This window comes from Corallococcus terminator (genome assembly GCF_003611635.1).
In the GTDB taxonomy this organism is placed as follows: Bacteria; Myxococcota; Myxococcia; order Myxococcales; family Myxococcaceae; genus Corallococcus; species Corallococcus terminator.
Map to the genome: position 1 here is coordinate 1 of NZ_RAVZ01000668.1, position 1,570 is coordinate 1,570.

At 70.3% G+C, this 1,570-nt stretch carries 2 protein-coding genes; one reads left to right on the plus strand and one right to left on the minus strand.

What is annotated here, in order from left to right; all coding sequences use genetic code 11:
• The first annotated feature begins 20 nt into the window (after nt 1-20).
• On the plus strand, nt 21-983 hold the full coding sequence (locus D7V88_RS41350; protein WP_120545941.1) for a hypothetical protein: 963 nt from the start codon (nt 21-23) through the stop codon (nt 981-983).
• A gap of 7 nt (nt 984-990) precedes the next feature.
• On the opposite strand, the gene D7V88_RS41355 is transcribed toward D7V88_RS41350, so the two are convergent.
• On the minus strand, nt 991-1,557 hold the full coding sequence (locus D7V88_RS41355) for a Maf family protein (RefSeq protein ID WP_244238685.1): 567 nt from the start codon (nt 1,555-1,557) through the stop codon (nt 991-993).
• Between the last annotated feature and the right edge of the window lie 13 nt (nt 1,558-1,570).

Consider the following 1,570-nt stretch of genomic DNA (forward strand, 5'->3'; position numbering starts at 1 on the left):
GGGATAGAGGGCGGACCGCCATGCGAGTCCAGGTCCTCTTCCACGACAACTGTTTCGACGGCGCGGCCAGCGCCGCGGTCTTCACCCGCTTCTACCGGGAGCGCGTGCGCGCGGACGCGACGTTCAGCTACCGGGGGCTGTCCCACAAGCCGGGGGCGGAGGGAATCGACCCGGCCGTCTTCACCGGGGACGAGAACGTCATCGTCGACTTCCGCTACAGCCAGGACGCGCGGCTCACCTGGTGGTTCGACCACCACGCCTCCGCCTTTCAGCAGCCGGGGGACGAGTCCCACTTCCAGCGCGACAGCAGCGGGAAGAAGTTCCACGACGCGCACCGCAAGAGCTGCACGCTGTACCTGGCGGACGTGGCGCGCGAGCGCTTCGGCTGGGACGCGTCCGCGCTGTCGGACCTGCTGCACTGGGCGGAGATCATCGACGGCGCGCAGTTCCCCAGTCCCCAGATGGCGGTGGCGCTGGAGGAGCCCGCGCTGCGCATCATGACGGTGCTGGAGTCCACGAAGGATGAGACGCTCATCCCGGAGGTCATCCGCCGCATGCAGTCCGAATCGCTTTCGGACATCGCTGGTTCGCCCCTCATCTCCGCCCCGCTGGCGCCGCTGCTCTTCAAGCACCAGCGCAACATCGACCTGGTGCGCGAGAAGGCCCGCTACGAGAACGGCGTCGTCTTCTTCGACCTGGTGGACGAGGGCGTGGACAGCCTCAACAAGTTCATCGCCTACGCGCTCTATCCGGACGCGCGCTACACGCTCTGGGTGGGCCGTGGCGCGTCGCGCGCCAAGGTGTCGCTGGGCTCCAACCCCTGGCAGCCCCACACGCGCAAGCACGACCTGGCCGCCATCGCCGGCCGCTACGGCGGGGGAGGGCACCCGGTGGTGTCCGCGGTGAGCTTCAAGGCGGACCAGACGGACAAGGCCCGTGCCGCGTACAGCGAGATCCTGGCGGAGCTGTCCAGCGCGGGCTGAGAAGGCTTCACGGGCGGGTGAAGAACGCGAAGCCCGCCCGCCGCAACAGCCGCACCACCGACAGCATGGGCAGTCCCTGCACGTTGGTGCGGTCCCCCTCGAGCTTCGCGAGCAGCGCCTGTCCCTGCCCCTCCACGCGGTAGCTGCCCGCGCAGCCCTCCCACTCGGCGGTGTCCAGGTAGCGCTCCAGCTCCTCGGGCGGCAGGGGGAAGAACGTGAGGTGCGTGGTCTCCACGGCCTCCAACAGGTGGCCGCCAGGGCCCACCAGACACACGCCGGTGTGGATGGCGTGGGTGTGGCCCAGCAGGCGCAGAAGCTGTGCGCGCGCGGCGTCCCGGTCGTGGGGCTTGCCCAGCGTCATGCCGCCCACCTCCACCAGCTGATCCGCGCCCAGGACCCATGCGTCCGGGTGGCGCTCCTGCACCGCGCGGGCCTTGCGCACCGCGAGCATCGCCACGGCCTCCAGGGCGGACAGGGTGGCGGGCACGTGCTCGTCCACGCCGGGGGCTTCGGTGCGGTAGGGCAGGCCCAGTCCGTCCATCAGGGCCTTGCGCGCGCTGGAGGTGGACGCCAGGAACCTGTCTCTT

Coding starts and splice junctions, on each gene's coding strand:
- D7V88_RS41350 (WP_120545941.1), top strand. CDS start 21: ATGCGAGTCCAGGTCCTCTTCCACGACAACTGTTTCGACGGCGCGGCC.